Annotated in this window: 19 protein-coding genes; 1 reads left to right on the top strand and 18 read right to left on the bottom strand. The window is 46.5% G+C overall.

The genetic code is table 11. The annotated features are described in order from the left end of the window. Window positions 1–3 precede the first annotated feature (3 nt). Window positions 4–402: a hypothetical protein gene (locus tag J1C91_RS04605; protein WP_002909440.1), complete on the bottom strand. Its 399-nt coding sequence runs from the start codon at window positions 400–402 to the stop codon at window positions 4–6. Between the two features lie 227 nt (window positions 403–629). Here J1C91_RS04605 and J1C91_RS04600 point away from each other — a divergent pair, with 227 nt between their 5' ends. Beyond that, the gene (locus tag J1C91_RS04600; protein WP_002909438.1) at window positions 630–2,513 is read left to right on the top strand and encodes a DUF2207 domain-containing protein; all 1,884 of its coding nucleotides are present in this window, start codon (window positions 630–632) and stop codon (window positions 2,511–2,513) included. Window positions 2,514–2,562: 49 nt separating this feature from the next. Here J1C91_RS04600 and J1C91_RS04595 read toward each other — a convergent pair whose 3' ends face one another. The 17 genes from J1C91_RS04595 to rexB all read right to left on the bottom strand — a co-directional run bounded on the left by J1C91_RS04595 (window position 2,563) and on the right by rexB (window position 20,503). Further along, entirely contained in the window at window positions 2,563–3,024 is a 462-nt protein-coding gene (locus J1C91_RS04595) for a nuclear transport factor 2 family protein (protein ID WP_002909431.1), read from the bottom strand. Continuing rightward, on the bottom strand, window positions 3,011–3,937 hold the full coding sequence (locus tag J1C91_RS04590; protein ID WP_125438099.1) for a helix-turn-helix transcriptional regulator: 927 nt from the start codon (window positions 3,935–3,937) through the stop codon (window positions 3,011–3,013). The genes J1C91_RS04595 and J1C91_RS04590 overlap by 14 nt, the downstream gene beginning before the upstream one ends. A gap of 16 nt (window positions 3,938–3,953) precedes the next feature. Beyond that, entirely contained in the window at window positions 3,954–4,424 is a 471-nt protein-coding gene (locus J1C91_RS04585) for a GNAT family N-acetyltransferase (RefSeq protein ID WP_002909427.1), read from the bottom strand. A gap of 11 nt (window positions 4,425–4,435) precedes the next feature. Then, window positions 4,436–5,185 carry a PHP domain-containing protein gene (locus tag J1C91_RS04580; protein WP_002909426.1) on the bottom strand — a complete coding sequence of 250 codons (750 nt, stop codon included), beginning with the start codon at window positions 5,183–5,185 and terminating at the stop codon, window positions 4,436–4,438. Between the two features lie 33 nt (window positions 5,186–5,218). After that, on the bottom strand, window positions 5,219–5,533 hold the full coding sequence (gene hisE / locus J1C91_RS04575) for a phosphoribosyl-ATP diphosphatase (RefSeq protein WP_002909425.1): 315 nt from the start codon (window positions 5,531–5,533) through the stop codon (window positions 5,219–5,221). A gap of 112 nt (window positions 5,534–5,645) precedes the next feature. After that, window positions 5,646–5,990 (bottom strand): phosphoribosyl-AMP cyclohydrolase, encoded by a 345-nt coding sequence (gene hisI, locus J1C91_RS04570; protein WP_002909424.1) that lies wholly within the window; start codon window positions 5,988–5,990, stop codon window positions 5,646–5,648. Continuing rightward, window positions 5,990–6,748 (bottom strand): imidazole glycerol phosphate synthase subunit HisF, encoded by a 759-nt coding sequence (gene hisF, locus J1C91_RS04565; RefSeq protein WP_125382436.1) that lies wholly within the window; start codon window positions 6,746–6,748, stop codon window positions 5,990–5,992. Before hisF ends, hisI begins: the two co-directional genes overlap by 1 nt. A gap of 2 nt (window positions 6,749–6,750) precedes the next feature. Continuing rightward, a complete protein-coding gene (gene hisA / locus J1C91_RS04560) occupies window positions 6,751–7,473 on the bottom strand; it encodes a 1-(5-phosphoribosyl)-5-[(5-phosphoribosylamino)methylideneamino]imidazole-4-carboxamide isomerase (RefSeq protein WP_002909420.1) in 723 nt (240 codons plus the stop codon). Continuing rightward, a complete protein-coding gene (hisH, locus tag J1C91_RS04555; protein WP_032912429.1) occupies window positions 7,451–8,074 on the bottom strand; it encodes an imidazole glycerol phosphate synthase subunit HisH in 624 nt (207 codons plus the stop codon). Before hisH ends, hisA begins: the two co-directional genes overlap by 23 nt. A 34-nt stretch (window positions 8,075–8,108) precedes the next feature. Continuing rightward, window positions 8,109–8,693 (bottom strand): imidazoleglycerol-phosphate dehydratase HisB, encoded by a 585-nt coding sequence (gene hisB, locus J1C91_RS04550; protein ID WP_002909416.1) that lies wholly within the window; start codon window positions 8,691–8,693, stop codon window positions 8,109–8,111. An 11-nt stretch (window positions 8,694–8,704) separates the two neighbouring features. Further along, window positions 8,705–9,997, bottom strand: a complete 1,293-nt coding sequence (hisD, locus tag J1C91_RS04545) for a histidinol dehydrogenase (protein WP_002909411.1) — start codon at window positions 9,995–9,997, stop codon at window positions 8,705–8,707. After that, on the bottom strand, window positions 9,994–10,638 hold the full coding sequence (gene hisG, locus J1C91_RS04540; RefSeq protein ID WP_002909409.1) for an ATP phosphoribosyltransferase: 645 nt from the start codon (window positions 10,636–10,638) through the stop codon (window positions 9,994–9,996). The genes hisD and hisG overlap by 4 nt, the downstream gene beginning before the upstream one ends. After that, window positions 10,635–11,624, bottom strand: a complete 990-nt coding sequence (locus J1C91_RS04535; RefSeq protein ID WP_002909408.1) for an ATP phosphoribosyltransferase regulatory subunit — start codon at window positions 11,622–11,624, stop codon at window positions 10,635–10,637. The genes hisG and J1C91_RS04535 overlap by 4 nt, the downstream gene beginning before the upstream one ends. A gap of 55 nt (window positions 11,625–11,679) precedes the next feature. Further along, a complete protein-coding gene (gene hisC / locus J1C91_RS04530) occupies window positions 11,680–12,738 on the bottom strand; it encodes a histidinol-phosphate transaminase (protein ID WP_002909407.1) in 1,059 nt (352 codons plus the stop codon). Window positions 12,739–13,211: 473 nt separating this feature from the next. Further along, on the bottom strand, window positions 13,212–13,517 hold the full coding sequence (locus J1C91_RS04525) for a DUF4298 domain-containing protein (protein WP_002909406.1): 306 nt from the start codon (window positions 13,515–13,517) through the stop codon (window positions 13,212–13,214). Between the two features lie 33 nt (window positions 13,518–13,550). Continuing rightward, window positions 13,551–17,225 carry a helicase-exonuclease AddAB subunit AddA gene (addA, locus tag J1C91_RS04520; protein ID WP_002909405.1) on the bottom strand — a complete coding sequence of 1,225 codons (3,675 nt, stop codon included), beginning with the start codon at window positions 17,223–17,225 and terminating at the stop codon, window positions 13,551–13,553. After that, window positions 17,222–20,503 carry an ATP-dependent nuclease subunit B gene (rexB, locus tag J1C91_RS04515; RefSeq protein WP_002909404.1) on the bottom strand — a complete coding sequence of 1,094 codons (3,282 nt, stop codon included), beginning with the start codon at window positions 20,501–20,503 and terminating at the stop codon, window positions 17,222–17,224. Before rexB ends, addA begins: the two co-directional genes overlap by 4 nt. Window positions 20,504–20,681: the final 178 nt, after the last annotated feature.

Here is a 20,681-nt window from a genome sequence, read left to right as displayed (position 1 = left end):
CAATTAGACTCTAAGAGCCCTCTCTTTCTTGGGCGGTTGAATACCATGAGAGCTAAATATATAATTGCTTAAGAGCAAGAATACTAACAACTCAAGCACAAAAAACAAATCGAAAGCAGGATTGGAAGACAGAGAAACGAAAGGAATCGCAAGACACACAATTGTGACATAAAAGATTTTCAAGCGTTTGATATAAAGCCAGAAGAGTTCAAGGCTTTGCCCGCCATTAATCTGCGACTTAGACTTACTTCCAGAGTACCAGATGATAAATACTTCCGCAAAAAAGAATAGACCTAGCAAAATGATCATTCTCCAAAAATGAACCTGCAGTAGAATTCCCACTGCTAGCAATAACAAAACACCCAAGCTCAGTGCTAGCACTGCTCGCCTAGTATTAGTCATAAAATCAACTCCTTTATATGACTACGAAGAACAGTCAAATTCATTATTGCTAATCGATTAGATTGCTCTAGGAGAACATATTTTATTTCGGCTTTATTTTACCACTTGGTAAGAAAACTTACAAATAATACGATAAAGCATTTGTAGAAGTCATTGGTTACTGAAAAATAGATTAAGACAGAGCTTTAGAAACGTGTTATAATAAGGCATTAGCGAAAGGAAGATTTATGAAAAACACCTACAGATTGTACAGACTTCTGCTTAGTCTAGCACTTCTTACTTCATTACTTTGCATCTTTGTTCCTCGTCATATATTGGCTGACGATGTCGAGAGCAGGATTACATCCTACGTAGGACAGCTAGAGCTGCATAGCGATAATACAGCCACTTTTACAGAGGAAGTAACTTTTGAATACGACAGTTCCTATAACGGCCAATATATCACGCTGGGCCAGGCCGGCAAGATGCCTAAAGGCTTTCAAATCGAAGACAATCCTAAGATAGATATTATCACCAATGGACAGAAAAAGTCCCCGCAAAAGATAAAAGAAGAGGCTGTAAAAGATGGGAAAAAGATTACAATCTATAATTCTGGTAAATCTGGTGATCAAGTCATTATCACTATAACTTGGAAATTACGAAATATGCTTTGGGTGTATCAAGATATAGCTGAGCTGAATTGGATACCTATTTCTGATTGGGATGCGGATATTCGACGATTATATTTTTCTGTTTCTACGGATCGTTTCGATACTAGTGCTCAGCTTTTCGCCCATACAGGCTTCAATAAAAACCAACCAAAGGTAGAAAAATTAAATCAGATTCTGGCGGTTAGGTCAAATAAACTCACAAAAGGAACAAAACTTGAATTGCACGGCGCTTGGGACAAGAGTATATTTACAGATATTGATACTGCCAGTATTATCCCTTCAACCCACCGCAAGCAATTTGAAGAGAAGGAAAAAGAAATTGAACAAAAACAGAAGGAACATAGCTTTATAATTTATGTCCTAGGTCCAGGCATTGCAATCTCGTTTCTGATTATAAGTCTGGCTTGCTTTCTTTACTATTTACTAAGATTTTATTATCTAAACAAGCTTCCTAAAAATACGCGACTCTATGAACCGCCTCAGAATCTTACTCCTCTGCAACTTGCATACAATATCTATAATATATCAATTGAAAAATCTCTTGCTCATACTAGAAAAACAGGAACTCCTAGCTTTTCTAGTTTAGTACAGGCTACTTTAATGGATCTGATTGACAGAGGAAATATAAAATTTCGCATTGGAAGATCAGGAGAGAAACTGGAAATTGTTCACTTAGATAACCTAAGTCGCTACGAGATAAAACTGTTGGAAATGGTCTTTGGCGATAAGGATAAAGTTACTCCTGATAAGATGTTCCCAGATTACCAACAAAGCTCCAAGTCTTCTACACGACAGAAATTTCAAGAGGCTCTACGTACTGTTGCGAACTATGTCCGTCAAGAAAGAGTCGATTTAAATCTCCCTATACGATACCGTAAAATAAGCAAAAAAGAAGAAAGACCTGTTTCATTAGCTTATATTTCCTATTATATTGGTATTATTATTCTCTCTTTAGGTTCTCTTTTTTATAATCCTTTTACTACCGGACAGTTTGATTACTCATATTCCTACATTTATCCTTTGCTTCTATTTGTCGCGTGGTTCCTTGGGAAAGCAGCTCAAATAAAATTGAATCGAATGGCAGATAGATACCTAAAAAAGGAATTTAGAGAAGAAGTAATTGAATGGCAGAGCTTCTCCAACATGCTGCGCGATATTGCTCATCTTAGTCAAACTGAGGTAGAGGGAATCATTCTCTGGAATCGAATTCTAGTATATGCGACTCTTTTTGGCTATGCGGAAAAAGTCAGTCAAACATTAAAAGGAAGAGACATTCAATTAAAAGAAACAAATCTTGAAAGTTTCTTCTTCAGTAATATATCTACAGGTTTTGCTACAGGCTTTAGCAATGTTGATATTTCATTGAATCCTCCCAGCTCAAGTAGCTACTTCAGCTTGTCATCTGGTATTTCAGGTGGCTTCTCAGGTGGTGGGGGCGGAGGAGGCGGAGGCTCCTTCTAACATAAACTATAATACAAAAGGCCGCTGTTTGAGCGGTCTTTTGTCATAGTTATCTCCCTTGCATAAACTCTTGGAAACGATGAGTATCAAAGTAAATAGTAGACGCAATCAATTTATCTGATTCGTCAAATTTTAAAAATTCTGCGACATCCAATTCTAGTTCCTTTCCGTGTGGCGACTGCAGGCGATATCGATTTAAAGCAGCTACTTCTCGTCCCTCTACCAATAACTTCTTTACTTCAAGATGCTGGCTCAAAGCATAGAATTGGCCTGCACCTTGCAGATAAACATCACGACCTCGCCTGATTTCCTGACTGTCGCACATTCCATAATTAAAGTTTTCAGCTACGAAATCTTCCCAGCCACCTTTATTGACTGCAGTAAAATAGCTTTCTGCTAATGTTCTTGTATCCATTTGGAACCTCCAAAATAATTTAGGCAAGCACTCAAAAAATGAGATCTTCAAGCCATTTAAGATTATACAAAAAGCAATATGACTACAGTCTGTCATATTGCTGAAGATTTTTTTGAAGAGTATGAATTAATTTATCCTGCAGTTCTTTTGGCGATATGACTTTTACTTGATGAGCAAAACTTAAAATCAATTCGAAAAAGACCGGTGTCAATGCTCTGAAAGCATGGACCTTTATTCTGGTTTGCTCAAGAGTGATTTCTTCTTCTGTGAAGTGGTCATAAATTTTTGGAAGCGCAGATTCTTCAAAAATTAGCTCTACTTCTTCTTTATTGCCCTCAACTTTATCTTTAGACGGATTTAGAAAAAGATCTAGCTTTTCTTGAGATAAAAGCGGGTAATCTCCAACATCGACAGCCTCTTCTACTGGCTGCAAATCACGAATTCTGCTGAGTTTGAAAAAGCGAAAATCTAACTTTTCTAAACAGTAGCCGATAACATACCAAGCATTTAGTTTAAAAATCAGACGGTAAGGAAGAATCGTTCGCTGGCTTCGTTCCTGTTTTTTAGAAAAATAAGAAAAGGAAACTTTCTTCCCAGTTTGTATAGCCTGCTCAATTTCAAGTAAATAATTTGTATTGAGAGACCACGAAGTAAGATCGAAGTAAAAAGGATTAACCTTATCGGTCGACTCTTGAGAAGCAAACTTATGCTCAAGGCTGCCAAAACTTGGACGACCAACAATTTTGCCAACATTTTGGCTCATATTGATGATAAACTGCTTTTCTTCTTCTGTGAAAAAGCTACTGTCCATCTTGTAGTCATCCGGTATATAAAAACCACCTTTATCCCCACGTTCAGAGTAGATAGGGATTCCGGCTAAGCTGAGCGTATCCATATCTCTATATACTGTGCGGGTAGATATTTCAAAGCGTTCAGCAATTTCTTTAGCTGTTATCTGCCTCTTATTCAAAAGGGCTAGCAAAATATAAATTAATCGTTCTAGTTTCATGAGTTTTCTTTTCTTATTACAATCGGCACAGCATCAAATAGTTATCTTCCCTCTCTTCAACCGTGACAAAGCCCAGTCTTTGATAAAAGCGAACGGCAGGATTGTCTTTGGAAACGGAAAGGGAAACACCTAGGTAGCCTTTGGCCTTGAGCAAGTCCAGCATGGCTGTCATCAACTGCTGGCCTAGTCCTTGGCTTCTGAACTCAGGCAGGAATGAAATGGACAGAGAGGGCGTCTGGTCGTCATAATAACTGTAATCTTTCATGATGCGAATCCAAACGGCTCCGACCAGCCGGCCATCCACTTCTGCTGCTAAAGCCCAATCATCTGGCTGCTGGCCAAAGTTCTTGATATACATCTCTAAATCTGGTTCTTTCAGGATGCTTCTAGAAAGCGGTGCTAGACCTTGGGGGATAAAAATAGCTTGGTAAAGAAATTCCTCTAAGAGCGGGATTTCCTCTGGTTTTAAGGGCCTAATCTCGGCCATGATTTCTCCTTCTAGATCAACTGCTCCTCACCTATACCGGCCTCCTCCAAGATTTTGGCAACTCGGTCAAACTGCAAGCGAAAATGCTCCAACTTGTGGCCGTCTGATCCCACTGAAAAGCGCTGGCCGCCCAGCTCCTTGACTAGCGAAAGAGCGTAGATATAGAGTTCCTCGTGACCGTAAAGATACATGGACTTGCAGTTGAGCTCAAAGGCCAGACCATGGTCAATCATCTTTTGAAAAAGATGTCGCAGCTCTGGTTCAAAAGTTTTTAACTCATCTACGGTAAGCGCAAATTTCCGAAAACCATAGTCAAAGTGAGCTAGTACATCCGCTGGCACAGCCTCGATAGCCTCTTCCAGCTCTCTCAGGTAGGAGGGAATTAACTCCATCTTATCCAGCTGCAGGACTGGCTCTTCCAGATAGTCAAAACTGCCATTGTGGTGGACAGATAGGAGTTTGAGGTCATAATCCTTGTCCGCTAGGAAAGATAGGATATCGTCCTTACGTGGAGCGTAATAGCCAATTTCAATGCCCTTTTTGATGCGGTTGCCATATTGCTGGTTCAGCTCTGCTATTTTTGCTGAATAGGCCGCATAGTCAGGCACATCATCATGGGGCGAGGCAGCTTCGTAGGGGTAGGGATTGGACAAATCATAGTGCTCAGTAGTGACAATCTCGTCCTCATAATGGTCCAGATAGTCACAGAAATCCGCCTCAGAATCATAGGAAAAATAGGTATGAAGATGGTTGTCACGCATGCTGGGCCGCCTTTCTGCAAATCTCGTGTCCTTTTAGTAATTATCAATTTCAGGTCGGTCATGAATCCGGCTCTGCTTGCCCTGACGGGCCTGGAGGACAGCCTCTACCTCTTCCAGACTGACGCCAGTCTCGACGAGCGCGACCGCCAGATGGTAGAGCAGATCGGCTGTCTCATTGGCCATCTCTTTCTTATCAGCGTTTTTGGCCGCAATGACCACTTCTGTCGCTTCTTCACCGACTTTTTTGAGAATCTTGTCCAGCCCCTTGTCATAGAGATAGCTGGTATAGGAGCCTTCCTTGGGCTCTTTTTTGCGTTTGAGGGCTTCTTGATAGAGGGTTTCTAGCATAGTATCTCCTTGTTACTGTCCTTATTTTACTATAAAAAGCAATTCTTTCCAATGGCAGACTGATGTCGTAGTTTTATTTTTGCATTAACCAAGTACAAAAGTAAGGGAGCTTTTAGTCAGTTTTGCCGTCTTCTTCATTCCAGATTGTATGGAAAAAGCAGGATTTGGCACCGGTGTGGCAGGCTGCTCCCAGCTGGTCTACCTCGATCAGCAGGGTATCTAGATCGCAGTCAGCTGTGATTTTTTTGACGGTTTGGTAGTGGCCACTGGTGGCTCCCTTATGCCAAAGCTCCTGACGTGACCGGCTCCAGTACCACATCTGACCGCTAGTGCGGGTCAGCTGGTAGGCTTTTTCATTGAGATAGGCCAGCATGAGGACTTCTTTGCTGGTGTGGTCTAGGATAATGGCAGGTATGAGACCGCCTTGCTTTTGAAAATCTAACTTTACTTCTGTCATCAGATGCGCACCTCCAATCCAGCTTCCAGCATGGCTTTTTTGGTCTCTGCGATAGAGACCTGACCATAATGGAAAATCGAAGCGGCCAAGGCACCTGTCGCTGCAGTCTTTTCAAAAACTTCTAGGATATGCTGGCTACTGCCAGCACCACCAGAGGCGATGATAGGAACGGAAACCACTTGGGAGACAGATTCCAGCATTGGCAAGTCAAAACCAGACTTGGTCCCATCCTTGTCCATACTGGTCAAAAGAATTTCCCCCGCTCCAAGACCGACAGCTTCTTGGACCCAGTCTAATAGATTGCGACCGCTGTCCTTGCGGCCACCAGCCAGATAGACATGCCAGCTGCCATCCGCTTCTTTCTTAGCATCCACAGCCAGCACCACACATTGGCTGCCGAATTTCTCAGCGCAGTCAGCTAAAAGCTGAGGATTTGCCAGTGCTGAGGAATTAACTGCAACCTTATCCGCACCAGCCTGCAGCATCCGCTTCATGTCATCAACCGTACGAATGCCTCCCCCGACGGTAAAGGGAATGAAAACCTGCTCCGCCACGCGCCGGACCATCTCGACCGTCGTGTCCCGCTCCTCATGGGTGGCGGTGATATCCAGAAAGACCAACTCATCGCAGCCTGCTTCATAGTAAGCCTTGGCAGCATCGACTGGATCGCCCACATCAGTCAGATTGAGAAAGTTGATGCCCTTGACCACCCGGCCGTCCTTGACATCCAGACAGGGAATGATTCGTTTTTTCAGCATGGCTAGCCCCTTTCTGCTTCCTTGATCTGCTCTAGGCTAATTCGTCCACTGTAATAGGCCTTGCCCACAATGGCACCAGCCAAGCCCAGTTTTTTCAGCTCTTCTAAGTCATCCGCTGACTGGATGCCGCCAGAGGCAATGACTTGAGCATGCTTGAGAGCTGCTAGCAATTTTTGATAATGCTGGATATTGGGACCAGTCAGAGTCCCGTCTCGGTCCACATCTGTATAGACAAAGAGACGGACGCCGATTTTTTCCATGGCCAGCGACAGACTGATATAGTCCTGATTGCTGGTTTCCAGCCAACCCTCAGTCGCAACCAGCCCCTCTTTCGCATCAATGCCAATCACGATTTTGCTGCTTCCAAAGCACTCCAGTGCGGCCTCTACAAAATCAGGATTCTTAACAGCCATAGAGCCAATAATGACACGGTCAATGCCAACTGCCAGGTAATCTTCAATCTGCTCTAGACTGCGGATGCCACCCCCGACTTGGATAGATAGGCCAGTCTCCGCTTTAATCTGGGCAATCAAATCTCGATTGGTCGCACGACCTTCTAAGGCCCCGTCCAAGTCAACCACATGAATCATAGTAACCCCGGCTTCTTTGAAAACTCGAGCTTGCTCCAAAACATCGGGATTTACCACTGTCTTCTGACTAAAATCCCCTTTAAAAAGGCGGACGGCCTGACCGTCTTTGATATCAATAGCGGGCAGTATTTTCATAGACATACTCCTTAAACTTCTCTAGGATACCGAGGCCTACAGCACCTGACTTTTCTGGGTGAAACTGACAGCCAAAGACCGATCCTCGGTGAATCATGGCTGGGATAGGCAGCCCATAATCAGCCGTCACGTCCAAGTACTCCTTCGGAACATCTGTGTAGTAGCTATGGACAAAATAGACTGACTGGCCCTCAAGACCGGCTGTCAAAGCAGACGACTGCTGGATCTTTAAGTCATTCCAGCCCATGTGAGGCACAGGCAGACCAGCCTGGTCCGGAATCCGACGGCAAACACCGGGAATCAAACCCAGTCCAGAGCTTTGACCATTCTCCAATCCAGACTCCAGCAGGAGCTGCATGCCTAAGCAAATCCCCAAGAGAGGCTTGCCATCAGCCACTGCTTGCTGAATAACTGAAACCAGCCCTCGCCTTTCCAACTCTTGCATGGCAGTAGGAAAAGCACCGACACCTGGTAAAATCAAACCGTCGGCTGCTAAAATTTCCTGCGGATTAGCTGATAGACGCGCTTCTACTCCGACCTGAGCCAGAGCACGGAGGACATTTGCTGTATTTCCCGCGTCATAATCAATAACAATCATCATTTCTACATCAACTCCTTTCACTCAGAAGGGCAAGCTAGAGCAAGCCCTTGGTGGAGTTAACTCCATGAATCTCTGGATTTATCGTAATAGCCTCCCGTAGAGCTCGGCCAGTCGCTTTAAAGAGGCTTTCCGCCTTGTGGTGACTGTTCTTACCATGAAGGATTTTCAGGTGCAGATTCATCTGCAGATTAAAGGCTAGGGCTTGGAAAAATTCCTCTACCAGCTCGGTGTCAAAATTCCCAAGTTTAGGATTATCAAAATCCGCCTCAAAGACCAGATAGGAGCGACCGGATAAGTCCAGACTCGCCATGCCCAGCGTTTCATCCATAGGCACAAAGCTAGTACCGTAGCGGTTGATGCCGGCCTTGTCTCCCAAAGCCTGACGCAGAGCCTGGCCCAGCACGATGCCTACATCCTCAACCGTATGGTGGCTGTCCACCCAAAGATCGCCTTCAGCCTTGACCGTCAGAGCAATCCGACTGTGGCGGGCAAAAAGGGTCAGCATGTGGTCAAAGAATCCGACACCGGTCTCGATAGCTACCGGCTCCTGTTGGTCCAGATTCACAGCCAGTTCAATATCGGTCTCCTGTGTTTTACGCTTGATTTCAGCTTGTCTCATGGTAACTCCTTTTATTTTTCCTGTCTGCGGGCTTCGATGGCCTTAGCATGTCCCTGCAGGCCTTCTGCATAGGCCAGACTGGTAATATCCTTGTCAGCCGCTCCTACAGCAGCACGGCTGTACTGGGTGTACTGAATGCGCTTGATGAAGTCATAGACACCCAGAGCTGATGAAAAACGACTGGTGCTGGTTGTCGGTAAAACGTGATTGGCTCCCGCATAGTAGTCACCAATTGGCTCGCTAGTATAATGCCCCAGAAAGACAGAACCAGCATTTTCAACCTGATCCAGATAGCTGTAAGCATCATCCATGGCAATTTCCAAATGCTCCGGTGCCACCTGATTCATAAGCTCAAACATGGCTTCCTTAGAAGGGGCAAGGATGATGCGACCATTGTTCTCAATCGAAGCACGCGCGATTTCCTCCCGCGGCAGCTCTTTCAGCTGTCTGTCTAGCTCTGCTTCGACTTGGTCCGCCAGCTCCTCCGAGTCAGTCACCAGAATAGCCCGAGCCAGCTTGTCGTGCTCGGCTTGAGACAGAAGATCAGCTGCCACATAGACTGGACTGGCTGAACGATCCGCAATGACTCCAATCTCAGAAGGTCCGGCAATCATGTCAATTCCCACGACACCATAAACCATCTTCTTGGCCGTAGCCACAAAGATATTGCCTGGTCCCGTTATCTTATCTACCTTGGGAATGGTCTCAGTACCATAAGCCAGAGCTGCTACACCTTGGGCTCCACCAATTTGGAAAATCCGATCCACACCAGCTAGCTTGGCGGCTACCAAAATCGCTGGGGTAAAGTGCTCCTGGGGTGGTGTAATCATGATGATTTCTTTGACACCGGCAATCTTAGCCGGGATAACATTCATGAGGACGGAGGATGGATAAGCTGCGGTGCCGCCAGGTACATAGGTGCCGACCCGCTCAATCGGCCTAATCAACTGACCACGGACAACGCCCTCACTGGGACTGTCCTCAAAACCAGTCTCCAACTGCTGGCGGTGGTAGGATTCGATATTAGCTTGGGCATTTTTCAGGGCGGCCAAGACCTCTGGATCAATCTCCTCAAAAGCCTGATCAATCAGCTCCTGCCCAATCTCAAAGTCTGCCACCTCAACCTTATCAAAAAGCATGGTATAGTCTCTTAAAGCTTGGTCACCGTCTTGTTTGACCGTTTCTATAATCTCAGCCACCGCTTCTTCCACATCTAAGTTCTGCTGACTAAGCTGCAGCTGCTCTTCGTATAAAATCCGTGAAATTTCTTCGTTACTTCCGCTTAAACGTTTGATAATTGTCATTTAAAAGCCACCTCTCTTCTTCCTACTAGGGATTCAATCTTTGCCACAAAAGGCATGATATCCGGGTTATTTTTCAGGGAAGCCTGATTAGCAATGAGCCGGGCTGACACCCGACAAATGTCTTCAAAAACCAGCAGGCCGTTAGCTGACAGGGTATGCCCTGTCTCCACAATATCGACAATGGCATCCGCCAGACCCAGCACCGGTGAAATCTCCACGCTACCTTGGATGGAGATGATTTCCACATCTTCCCCCTTTTGATTAAAATAATCAGTCGCCACCGTCGGGTACTTGGTCGCAATCCGCTTGCGCTTGTGATCATGAGGGTCATAGCTGGGCACCGAGGCCAGTGAAAATTTACAAAGCCCAAAGTTCAGATCCAGCAGCTCCAGATAGCCAGTCGGATGCTCAAAGAGAATATCCTTGCCGACAATGCCCAAATCAGCGACTCCATGGCGCACATAGGTCGTCACATCAGGCCCTTTGACCAAGAGAAAGCGAAAGCGACTGTCTGGACTTTCAAAAATCAAGCTGCGCCCCTTGTCTGCCATGAAGGACATATCAAAGCCAGCCTGGGTCAAGAGCTTGACCGTATCTTTCTCAATCCGCCCCTTGGTCAGGGCAATGGTAATCTGACTCATCTGCCATCACCTTCCTTTCCACCCTCGTCCGGTAGGTCATCATGAATGGCCTGATAGACACTGTCAATGTCTAGGGACCAGCCGATAGCTGTCAGTTCTGCTGCCCCAAAGCGCTTGAAAAGCTGGTCATAGCGACCACCAGATAGAAAAGCATCTGGCACTCGGTCACCAAAGACCTTAAAGGTCAGACCAGTATAGTATGGCATGGCCGCTACCTGCCCTAGGTCCATGGTTGTCTGATCCAGCAATCCTGATAGGCTCTGCAGAACCTGCTCTATATCATCTAGAGCTGTCAATATTCTCTCGTTGTCAACCAGCTCTCTGGCCCTAGCTAAAACCTGTTGGCTAGGGCCGAACAGATAAGGCAGCTCCTGTAAAAAATCATCAAATTCACTCGATCTGGTCTGGGTGAATTCAAAGAGTCCCGTCCTGTTTTTCTTGCGAATATAATCAAGCAGCTGGGCCTCCTCCTGCGAATCCAAGGCCAGACTCTCTAGGATTGTCTGCAGGATTGCTGCATGGGAAAACTCAAACTGATAAGACTTAACCTGCGCTAAATCCAGCGACTGCTTGGCTGTCTTGATAGCCTCAAGCACCGCCTTGCGAGCTGGATAGCCGATAATCTCAATACCAGCTTGGCTGAGCTCGTTGGCAAGACCGCGCAGCTCTTCTTGATAGTGAAAGACCTTGCCCGAATAGGAAAACTTGGTAGGCGTATGCACCCTGGTCGAAGCAATAACCCGACCAATCTGGCTGGTCACATCTGGCCGTAGAACCAGTAGCTCGCCTTTTTTATCGAAAAGATGATAATGATGGGGCTCCACATAGTCACTGAAGACCTCGAAGTGCTCCAAAGTCGGTGTGTCAATCCGATTGAAGCCCTGAGCCATCAGGAAATCACTGATGTCCCGCTCAATCTCGTAAGTCACACGCGCCCTCTTGAAAAGCTTGTCATGCATGCCAATCGGAAGGGTGATTTTATTCATAGGCTGCTTTCCTTTCTTACTCTATTCTTACATTGGTTGGCTCTGAGTCAAACTCTCAGCTGCTGCAAATTTCCTCGATAGCTGCCAGGACTGTTTCCATCTCCTCTCGCCGTCCGATAGAGATGCGCAGAAAGTCTTTGATTCGTTCTGCTTTTGGAAAATACCGCACATAAATCCGACGCTCCTCTAACTGCTGGAAAAGCTCTGCTGCAGAAATTCCACTAGGCTGGGCTAGGACAAAGTTAGTCTGACTTGTCAGGACTTGGAAATCCAGCGCAGCCAATTCTCCAGCGAACCAATCTCGGGTCTCTTGAATGGCTCTACCGGTCTCCAGATAATAATCCCAGTCTTGCACCGCAGCAAGAGCCAAGCTCTCTGCTAACAGATCCACCGAGTAAGGATTGATGGAATCCTTGACAGCTTTCATGACAGCTATTAAGTCTGGATGGCCAAGGCCGTAGCCCACCCGCAGACCAGCCAAGGCCGCATCCTTGGAAAAGGTCCGTGTGATAAAGAGGTTGGGATAGGTTTCTAGAAGAGGCAGGGCAGATTGACCGCCAAAGTGAATATAGGCCTCGTCCACCACCACGACCACATCTTGATTGGACGCCAGAATTTCCTCCAACTGTTCCAGCGGCAGATAAATCCCTGTCGGAGCATTAGGATTAGCTAGGATAATGCCGCCGTTGTCTCCAAAATAATCTGACGGATGGACCTCAAAATCATCTGTCAGAGGGATTTCGCGAAAAGGCACGTGATAGAGGTCAGCCCAGACCTTGTAAAAACCATAGGTCAAGTCTGGAAATAAGACCGACTCGCCACTGTTAAAGAAGGCCAGAAAAGCCATGGACAAGATGTCGTCACTTCCGTTTCCGATAATGAGCTGATCGGGCGATACACCCAAGTTGGCCGCCAAAGCCTGACAAAGCTCCGTCTGGTCCAAACTGGAATACTTTCGCAACTCCTGGTCATCAAAGTTCTGCAGGGCCTCTGCCACCTTAGGACTTGGCCCATAAGCATTTTCATTGGTATTGAGCTTAATCATGTCTGGATCATTGGGTTGCTGCCCTGCTACATAGGGATTGATCTGCCTGAGACCTTTTAGCTTAACCATCTTGCCACCTCTCTTTCACGCACTAGCCATTATCTGACTCTGATTATCTTTTAGAACTTCTAATAAATGAAAGACGAACTTTACCGCTTTGCTAAAGGAAAATAGGGGAATCTTCTGATTTAAATATAATAAAAAGCCCTCGCAAAAAAACTTTGCAAGGACGTTGACACGCGGTTCCACCTTTATTCAGCCCTCAGTCGCCTGAGGACTCTCTGGGAGTACGGGACTCCAGATTGATAACGGCAATCAGCCGTCGGACACTAGTCTCAGACTGCTGACTGATTTCGCATCCGCACTCAAGAATGTGTCGTCTAAGGATTGCATGCCATCTCACCATTAGGCACTCTCTGTTTCTTGTCTTAGACTTTTTCTCTCATTGCTTTCAATTTATTGTTGAATATTCTACATGAATTTTTATTAAAAAGCAAGAGGAAAATTGAAAAAAATTAAATATTTTTTTCTTTCTAAATGTATTAACGTTCTTTCAGCATGGCACTAGACAAATCCAACAGATTAATCGCTGTTTCAAAATGCTCCCCCATCAGGTCATAGACAGCATCTTCACTTAAGACACCGCAAGCTATATTTTCAGGGAAATCCGGTCCATTCGAGAATTCTAAATCATCAAAAAATTCCTGACCAGTATAGTAGTCCCTCAACTGGATATAATCTGACTGGCAGCGCTCCAGCTCAGCTAAAGCTTCCTGAGCACTTGCTAAGACCTGAGAATATTTATTCAGGTGCTTTTCCATTTTTTGAATACGTTCTAACTGTTCCACAGGCTTCCTTCCTTTCTGGACACGACAAAATAATCAATTCACCTTAACCACCTGCAGCTGCTCACCGCCTAGCAAAATCAAATATTTTTCAATCTGCGAAATGCCATAAGAACGGCTGAGAGCTTGAGCATATAAGTCTAGCTGGCCACAGTAGCGAGCAATCAACTCAGACGAATCCTTGTATTTATCCGTCTTGTAGTCAAAGAGAATTATCCGGTCTTCAAATAGCAGGTAACCATCCAAAATCCCCCGCAAAACAAATTCCTGACCACTGATTTCGTCCCTCTTGAGCATGGCAAAAGGTGCTTCTCGACGAACTCTGTCACTGTTCTCAATCAAGAGTCGTCCCAAATCCGTCTCGAAGAAAGATGAAATCTTAGGCAGCTGAATCTGCTTTTTAACCGCTTCATCGGCCTGAACCTGAGCTAAAGCAGAACGAAGTACAGCCATGCTGGGACTGCTATCCAAAGGAATCCGCTGCATGAGTTCATGAACAGCACTGCCTACTTGCGCTCCAGTCACTTTGGCTTTCTTGCCAAAATCAGGCAAGTCAAAGTTAGGCTGAGGCCGAAAAGCTGCTCGCTCATCCATGATATCCAGGCCATCCGTATCCATGATCAGCTCATAAAACTTCTTAATCTGGCTTGGAGTTCGCACACTAGGCAGCTCAATGGCAGAGCGATACTGGCTATTCAGTCGATCCACACTTTCTAAAATATCCAGAGCCCGACGGATATCGTCCGACTGCCGATTATCCGCCAAATCATCCGCTGGAAAGAGCACAGGTTCATTAATTCGCCCTATCTCTTCGGAAGTTAGCTCCTCATCAGTGACAAAACGGGTCTCGTAGGCGAGATTCTCATCGGAAAAAACAGCCTGAATGGCATAGAGCCAGTCTTGGAAATTACTGAGCTGGCTGCGCAGACTGACAGACAAACGCCCTTGTTGGCTCTTGCCCCACTGACGCTTATCCAAGGCTTCTTGACTGCCCTTGCCGACCAGATAGAGCTTGGTTTCAGCCCGCGTCATGGCCACATAAAGCAAACGCATCTGCTCAGACAGACTGGCCAACTGCAGCTCCGCTAGATTCTGCTGATAAGGCAGCGTATCCATGGAAATGCGCAGCTGATTCGGCGCATAGGGGTCTTCCACAGACACCGATACATCCGCTACATACTTGATACCAACTCCATTGGTCCGGCTAAGGATAATAGCAGAGCTGCTATCCTGACGGTTGAAGGCCTTGTCCATATTGAGCAGGAAGACATACTTGAACTCCAGCCCCTTACTCTTATGAATGGTCATGAGACGAACAGCGTCCTTAGGTGCCGCCACTGGCACACTGGCTAGATCATGCTGATTTTCCAAGATACGGTCAATCATCCCGATAAAGCGAGACAGGCCTTTAAAGCTAGACTTTTCATACTCATTGGCCCGCAAAGAGAGGGCATAGAGATTGGCCTGTCTCTGGGCACCATTGGCCAGAGTCCCCACCATGTCATAGTAGAAACGATCCTGATAGATCTTCCAAATCAAATCATACAGGGAGTGCGTCTTGGAATAGGTCCGCCAGCTTTGTAGGGTCTCATGGAAATGCTGTAGCTTTTTCTGCAGTTTCTGGGTGACTAAAGTAGGGTTCAAACCTCTTCCTTCAAGGGCATTGAGCAATTTTTCATAAAGATTTTCTTGAGAACGTTCTTGACTGGCCTGCAAGGACAGCCGAGCTAGCTCGTCCTCACCAAAGTCAAACATGGGAGACTTGAGAAGGGCGGTCAGGGCATAGTCATTCAGCGGATTATTGATGGTCCGCAGGGTATCCAGCATAACCAATACCTCAACCGACTGCAGATAGTTTGCTGCGCCGTCATCTGGTACCAGCGGAATCTGGTGCTGCTCAAAGGAAGCTAAAATCAAATCATTGCGGGTTCTGGAAGCCGTCAGCAGCGTAATATCTTTAAAAGCCACTCCATCTTCATTATGCAGGCGGATGATTTCCTTGATGACTAGGTCCACTTCCCCAGCTGATACTGCCTGTGGCAAGCCTTCATCACCCTCTTCTTCCGGACTCTCCTTAGAGCCTTCATAGATTAAGAAGGAAGCGCGGTTAGCTAGATTAGGCTCACGTTTAGCTGGATTGCCAGCCACCAGATAGTGGGTTTCATTATAGTCAATTTCCCCGACTTCTTCATCCATTAGGCGTTTAAAAACATCATTGGTCGCTTCCAGCACCTCAAGATGACTCCGGAAATTTTCCTTAAGGACGATTAGCTTGCCCTGACTGCTATCCTCTTGGTAGGCCTTAAACTTATCACTGAAAATCTGCGGGTCAGCTTGACGGAAACGGTAGATAGACTGCTTTATATCGCCCACCATAAAGCGATTTTGCCCTCTGGAAAGCAAGTCCAGCATGCACTCCTGCGTATGGTTGGTATCCTGATACTCATCCACCATGACCTCGTGGTAGCGTTCCTGATAAAAGCGACGCACCTCTGGGAATCTCTCTAAAATCTCAATAGCAAAATGGCTGATGTCACCAAATTCAAAGGCATTTTCTGCTTTCTTACGCTCCAAATAAGCCTGTGCAAAGTCCGCCACAAAATCCCGCAGAAGCTCAACTAGAGGCAGGCACTCAGCCTGGTGTTGCTCAATAAAGTCCAGTTGATAAAGCTGCTGGTCAAAGCTTCGCAGCCGCTCAATCATAGGCTTCCTGGCTTCATTGTAATCCTTGGCCATTTCTTTTTTGAGCTCGTCTGCATTCTTACCAACCCGAGCTGTAAAGGCCTGGCTATTGGACAGTTGAGAAAGTGCCACGATCTGCTTGAGAATCTGAGCGGTTTCGTCTATTGAGGACAGTTCATTCAGGCCTGCCAAGACGGTCAAAGCATCTTGGACATTTTCCTGATATTTAGCACCTGCAAATTCTCTTCCTTCATGCTCCAGATGGGCAGAAAAGAAAGCTTCCAACTCCCAAAGGGCTGATTTGATTTGACCGAATACACACACTCTCTCTGCTGCAAAGTCGCTGTGCTCATAACCATAGAGGAAGGTCTCCTCCATCCAGCGCTGAGGACTGCTGGTTGACTGCAGAAAACTGTAAATCCGATAAACCTGCTCCCGAAAGCCTGATAAATCCTTACGCTTACCAGTAAAGTTCTTTACCAAACGACTAAACAAAGCCTGACGCTCACTGTCATAGTAACGGTCAAACACTTGACTGAAAACTTCATTTTGCAGAATCAGCTGCTCACTGGCAGACTGGAGAATCCGAAAATTTGGTGCCAAACCAAGCAGGTAACCATAGCGACTAAGCACTTTCTGGGTAAAGGCGTCCATGGTGCCAATGTCAGCATTGGGCAAGTCAGCTAATTGCTGGGCCAAATATTGCTTGAGTTCAGGACTCTCGGCCTCCTTCAAGGCCTGCCCCAGTTCCTTCTCCAGCCTCTCTTTTAGCTCGCCTGCCGCCTTAACAGTGAAGGTCGAGATAAAGAGCTGGCTGACAGCAACACCTCTAAGAATCTGGTCTATAATCCGCTGGACCATGACAAAAGTCTTACCCGATCCGGCCGAAGCGGAGACCAGAATATTCTGGCCAGAGGAGTAGATGGCCTCAATCTGCTCTGCCGTCTTTTTCTGTGGCTTGTCCGAAGCAGCTTCTTGGGCTTGCTTAAGAGCAATTTCTTCTGAAGTTAAAAAAGGAATTCTCTTCATTTTTCCATCTCCTCCCTCATCTTTTCTAGCCAGGCCTGGCGCAACTTCTCACCAGTCGGCCGCCTATCAAACTTGCTTGTATCCAGCTTTTCCAGCTGACGTGCCTGTCCCAGATGGAGATTGGCTTCAAAGCCTGTAATGGCCTTAAACTGCTCTACATAAGGAGCAATGCTGCGCCCATTCTCCGTATAAGGATTGACTGCAAAGTGACCTGATAGAATGCCTTCCGCGGCTTTTTTGTAGAGATAAGCATTGTAGGCCAGCAGCAAATCCAAGTCCCCCTGGCTCAGCAAGTTGGTCTTATTTTTCTCATAGAGCGGACCAAGTTCCTTGACAGCATCCGCGACAAAAAGTCCCTTGTACTGCAATGGCTTCATAGACTGATTAACTGCATCCGCCAAGGTCTTGGTATCTTTAAGTGCCACAATCGGATCAGTCATCTGCAAATACATGGCACCAAAAGTTCCCTTGTCCTCTTGATAGTCTGCTAACTCCTCAATCGCCGCCAGATAGGTCGGCAGCTGAGAATTCAGTCCGTTAAAGAACTTTTCAAAGCTGAACTTAATATCGCCAGACTTATAGTCAACCACTCCCAGACTCTCGGTCTTGGTCAGACGGTCAATCCGGTCCACCTTTCCGCTCACGGTTACTGCTCTGCCATTTTCCAAGGTCAGGAAAGGCTTAGAAGCAGATCCAAAGCCAGTCTCCTCACCAATGGTCTCAATCCCAGTTGGATGAGCCAGCACACGGCCAGTCGCCCGCGCCGTATCTAGTAAGAGCTGGCGGGCAAAACGGGTCTGGCCTGACTCACTGTAGATGCTCTCAAACTCAGCCTCTCGGCTGGTCTCTTCCATAGCCTGCGCTAAACGCCGGTCAAAATCGGCAGACGAATCATCCTGCAGGACCTTTTCAAAGATCCGGTGAAGGAAAATCCCATGACTTCGAGCATCTGGATGGATGGTCCACTCTTCCTGCAAGCGCAGAACATACTTGAGAAAATAAGCATACTGATGCCGGAAATATTCGTTGAGAGCAGAGGCTGAAAGTCGGAGAGGCTGCTCATGAGGGTAGAGAGCTTGCAGAGTTTCCGGCTGCAGAGACTCCGTTTTCAGCTCCTTGCTGATTTGCGGAATGCTGATGCCTTCTGCTGCCAACTTCTTGCGCAGAACCCGCACAGCCACTGCCCAAAAAGTCTGCTCCTCCGTTGTCCACTCTCGATCAATCTCCTCTTGGTGGAGCTCGATGATTTGAGACAAGAGAGCTCGGTAGCTGCCAATGTCGTCACTAGAAGCTTGAGGCTTTTTGACAATGATGGGCAAGGAAAGTGGAGCCGCAGTCAATTCCAGCAGATAGGTCGACATGCTGTCCTCTACTTCATTGACCAAGGTTGGCGCAGACAAGACCAGCTCTTTGGTCGCAGAATTCATCAGCGACAGAGCCGTATAGCGATTCTTCTTGAGATTTTCTGAGCTGGCAATCTGGAGTTCCGCCTGAGAATCCGTTGCATCATTGAGCCGAGCTCGGTCTTCATCACTAAGCAGACTCTTGTTTTGCGCGATTTTAGGAAAACGCTCCTGTGTCAGTCCAATCGCGTAGACGTAAGGAGCTGCTAAAGGCTCTATCAGGTCATAAGACTGGACCTTGACCACATCTACTGTCGCCGGTACCGTCCGGTAGTTGGACAAAAGCATACCTGACAAGACCAAGGCCAGAAAATCATCCAGTTTGACCTTGCTATCTGCAAAGACCTGAGCAAACTGCTCTAAGACATGACTGAAAGCCTTCCAGACTTCCTCATGGCGCTCCTGCTCCTGCTGACTTTCTCCCTGTAGTAGAACCGTCAAATTGTCAGACAAACGGGCTGCTTGAACGAACTCCGTGAACTTAGCTAAGAGACCAGACGCCGTCTGACTACGGGATTTGAAAAAGTCTTGCAGCGGAGTCATGACCCGACGACGAATATGATTGAGACGGTCTAGGTCAAATTTCCCTTGGCTATTGGCCGTGAAATCCTTGGCTAGCTTGCTTGCTCCCTTAATGTCCGCAAAGCGCAGATATTGCTCAAAATGATCCAGCTCTTCCTGAGTTAAATCGCCGTAGAGCCCCGTCTTTAAGAGATTGAGCAGATCTTCCAGTTGGAAGTTATAGCGCTTGAGCCGCTCCAAGGAGTCGACAAACTGAACCAGCGGATGCTGGGCCATCGACTCGCTCCGCCCCAGATAGTAGGGAATCTGATATTGGTCAAAAATGGTCTTGAGCTGAAGCTGGTAGGCTTCTACATCTCCCAAAAGCAGACGAATATCCTTATAGCGTACACCATCATGAACCCGCTGCCGGATGGACTTAGCCACATACTCCAGCTCTTCTTTCTGGTTCATAGTAGCCCAAATCTGAAGCTGCGAGCGGTCTGTCTCACTCACTTCAACAGCTGGCTCTGAAAAGTCATAGCGACTCTCCAAGACCTTGGAAATCCGTCCAAAGGCATCTTCTGCTCTCGCATGAGAGATATAGTCAGGCTTGACCTGATAGTCCTCGGCTAGCTTTCTCAAAAAATCCACGCTGGCCTGATAGAGATTGCCCTCACGAAAGGCTGCTCGATAGGCTTTTTGGCTGGCATAGGTCCCAATGACAATCTCCACACCTTTCCGATGCAGAAGACCGACTAAGTATTCCTCTTCGGCAGAAAAACGAGTAAAGCCATCAATGACCAGGGCCAAATTCTCCAACTCCTCATCCGTATCACCAGCCAGAATATGCTGGGCAAAAGCAGCAATCTGAGAAGACGAATCAAAATCCCCCTTATTCAGAGCAGCAGTCACCGCTGTAAAAATCTTGACCAGATCCTCCCGCTTCTCAGGCTCCTCAAGAAATTCCAAATCCGCAAAGGACATCTGGGCAGTCTGCAGTTCATGGTAAAGTTCCATCAGCTGCTGGATAAACTGGGCATCCTTCTTAATCCGGCCATAGACCTTAAGCTCTCCATCATCCAGCTCTGTCAAGGTCCGATAAATCAGCATTCCCAGACCAATATCGTCCAAACTATGCCCTTGCCGAACATGATTGAGGACAAAATACCGAGCCATCTGGGCAAAGCGCGTCACCGTAATGGCAAAGGAAGCCTGAGTTTTCAGGCACTCCAAAACCGCCCGCTCCTTCTCAAAAGATAGCGAATTTGGCGCAATATAAAAGACTCGCTTACCGGCCGCCACCAAGCTCTCAGCCTCCGCCACCAAAACCTTGGTCAAAGAATGGCGAATATCTGTATAAAGTAATTTCATAGCCTGCCTTTTCCTCTAGAAAATATAGGAACATTATACCATTTTTACCGATAATTCTCATGGAGAATAGTCCCAAAGCCCAATTAGAACTCAACATCCAAATGGAGCTTTAATAACTAGCCTCGTCATTTCCACAAACAAATGAAAAAGCCACTGCTTCCAGTGACTTTCTAAAGGC

The sequence above is a fragment of the Streptococcus sanguinis genome, from assembly GCF_050222175.1.
In the GTDB taxonomy this organism is placed as follows: Bacteria; Bacillota; Bacilli; order Lactobacillales; family Streptococcaceae; genus Streptococcus; species Streptococcus sanguinis_M.
Note: the sequence above shows the minus strand (reverse complement) of the source record. Positions and strands in the feature narration are given on the sequence as shown.